At 44.7% G+C, this 3,317-nt stretch carries 1 protein-coding gene; it reads left to right on the top strand.

Annotated features, from left to right (window positions below; genetic code table 11):
- Positions 1-3,317, top strand: a 3,317-nt coding sequence (locus tag C564_RS0131170) for a condensation domain-containing protein (RefSeq protein WP_018768194.1), incomplete at both ends; no start/stop codon positions are given.

Genomic DNA, 3,317 nt, shown 5'->3' with positions numbered 1-3,317 from the left:
CTACCAAGCCATATGGTTCCTTCAGGATTTTTGATGATGGAAGCTATTCCACTAACTGCTAACGGTAAAGTTGATCGTGAGGCCTTGCCTGTACCGGAGGAGAGGGAAATTGAAAGTGAATGTGTTGCACCCCGGAATGGTAAAGAAGAAACACTGGCTACCATTTGGAAGCAAGTATTAGGGATTAAAAAGGTGGGAATCCATGATAACTTCTTTGAAATTGGTGGAGACTCGATTCTCAGCATTCAGATTGTCTCTCGTGCGAAGCAAGCAGGTTTGCATTTGACACCAAAGCAAATGTTTGAACACCAAACGATTGCCGAGTTGGCGCAAGTAGTCAAAGAAGAACAGGGTGTACAAGCAGAGCAGGGAGTTGTAACTGGAGAACTGATCCTTACACCAATCCAGCAATGGTTTTTTGCACAAGATCATCCTAACCCACACCATTGGAATCAATCCATGTTTTTTAGAACAAAAGAGCGACTGGATATAGTATTACTGGAGAAAGCTGTGCGTACCCTTCTAATCCATCATGATGCCTTGCGTTTAAGATATGAACGTTTACCGGATGGAGCTTGGAAACAGCGGAACGAAGGGATCGAAGAACAATCGACGCTGACCGTGATTTCATTAGACGAAGTGCCGCAAGCAGAATGGCATCAAGTGATTCAAACGGAGATTGACACTGCACAAGCAAGCTTACACTTACACGCAGGACCGCTAATGAGGATGGTGTATTTTGATGAAGGTGAGAAAAGAGCCGGCCGATTATTCTGGGTGATTCATCACTTAGCAGTAGATGGTGTTTCTTGGCGGATTTTACTGGAGGATCTACAAACGGCGTATAATCAAGCGAGCCAGGATCAGAAGATCCAATTATCTACGAAGAGTACATCCTTTAAAGCGTGGTCGGAGAAATTGCATCATTACGCTGAAGCTGGGATTGCGCAAGAAGTGCGTGATTATTGGGAGCAGCAGTTCGAACAAGAAGTGGCTATGCTACCAGTGGATGTCACCCTCGAAGATCCAGCAAACGCAGCAACTGAGGAGATTACCGTGGTGCTGGATGAGAAAGAGACCCGTGCGTTATTGCAAGAGATTTCAAGCACCCATCGTGTCCAAATCAATGAAGTACTATTGGCAGCATTGGTACAGGCTACGGCAGCATGGACAGGTCATTCGACGCTGACCGTGGATCTGGAGGGTCATGGTCGAGAAGAGATTATTGAAGACATTGACCTATCGAGAACTGTAGGATGGTTTACAAGTATTTATCCTGTTCACTTAAATACTACAGGTGCCAACACGCTAATTACAGCATTAAAAGCAGTCAAAGAACAAGTGCGCCAAATTCCTAATAAGGGCGTTGACTATGGGATTTTGCGGTACTTGAATCCAGCGATGCGTGAGCGATTGGAGTCTCAGCCTACACCATCCATTAGTTTTAACTATCTTGGACAATTTGACCAAATGTTCTCTGACGATGCGATGGTTGTTCCGGAGACCGGGTTTACGCGCTTAGACCATGCTCCTGGTTCCAAGCGATCACATTTAATCGATGTAATCGGAATTGTAACCGATGGAAAACTTCAGTTCACTTGGGTGTACAATGTTGGACAGTTTGCGAAGTCAACCATTCAAAGTGTTGCAGAGAATATGCTCCATCAACTGAGTAGATTGATTTACTCTTCGGATGGAGAATCTGCGCTGACCATTTCGGATTTTGCGATGGCAAATCTCACCCAAGCAGATTTGACCAAAGTACTATCTAAGATGACTCGTGGAAAGAATCATCCCATTACCGACCTGTATCCGCTATCGCCTTTACAGGAAGGCATGCTCTTTCATACACTGCATGATCAAGAGAATGAACATGTAGCGCCTTATGTGGTGCAATTGAGTTTCCTGGTTAGAGGGAAATTGGATATCCTTACTTTCGAGCAGGCGTGGAAATCGGTGATTCAGCGGCATGAAATTTTTCGTTCAGCATTTGTGTGGGATGAAATTGAAGAGCCCTTACAAGTGGTGTATGATCATATCCCATTTAAGCTGAATGAAGTGGATTGGCGTGCGCTGTCTGTCGAAGAAAAAGAGGAGAAACGAAAAGCCTTTTTGGCATCGGATCGAAAACAAGCTTTTCTTTTTGATGAAGCGCCATTGATGCGGGTGACTGTCATTCAAGAAGCGGAGGAAGAATATCGGGTTGTTTGGACGCATCACCATATTTTGTTGGATGGATGGAGCTTGCCACTGGTCTTTAACGAATTGCTTACAGTGTATCAGAAGAGGATGAACGGAGAGGCTGTGAATTTACCAAAGTCATCGCCATACAAGAAATATATTAAATGGCTGAAAGAGCAGGAGCAGGAGCAGGCGGAACAATTTTGGAGAGAGAAACTTAGAGGTTTTACAGCACCAACCCCGCTTGGCTTAGAGAGTAAAGAGCAAGAAAAAGGCTATACAGAGAAGGGTGTTTGTTTGTCAAAAGAGCAGACCCAAGCGTTACAAAGCTGGGCGAAGCGTAATAAGCTCACTTTGAGTACGGTGATTCAAGGTGCGTGGGCGTATCTCATGAGCCGATACAGTGGCGAGAACGACATTGTCTTTGGTGTAACAAGCTCGGGACGCCCTACGGAGATTGTTGATGTCGAGCACATCGTAGGTCCTTTTATTACCACATCACCGACGCGAATCCAATTGACAGATGATCTGAAAGTAAGGGATTGGTTACAGAAGATACAAGAGGAAGAGATAGAAAGAAGACAATATGAATACGCTTCTTTGACAGAGATTCAAGGATGGAGTGAAGTTCCAAGAGGGACACCGCTGTTCCATAGCTTGTATGTGTTTGAAAACTACCCGGTGAAAGAGGAGTCTTCAGGAAATCTAGAAATTGGTGATTTGGAAGGAGTAGAGCAAACCCACTATCCATTAGGATTGACTGTTGTTCCAGGAAGTCAGTTATTGTTAAAGCTGATGTATGATCGTAGCAAGTTTAATGGATTAACTATTGAACGGATGTTGGGTCATTTACGCCAGGCGTTAAAGCAAATGATCGAGAACGTTGATCAACCCCTGTCGGAGCTGGTGTATGTTACGAAGACAGAACAGAAGCAACTACTGGAAGAATGGAATGACACCGCAATGGAAATGTCCCAAGAGGGTCTTATTTGCGACAGATTTGAGGACAAAGTAGCACGACGTCCCGATGCGATTGCAGTAGTCGATCAAATGAGAGAGTGGACCTATGGTGAACTGGATACGCGGGCAAATCAGTTGGCACATGTTTTGCAGAGAAAAGGGATTGGTCCTGAATC

The organism is Bacillus sp. 105MF, from assembly GCF_000374885.1.
In the GTDB taxonomy this organism is placed as follows: domain Bacteria; phylum Bacillota; class Bacilli; order Bacillales; family Bacillaceae_G; genus Bacillus_A; species Bacillus_A pseudomycoides.
Note: the sequence above shows the minus strand (reverse complement) of the source record. Positions and strands in the feature narration are given on the sequence as shown.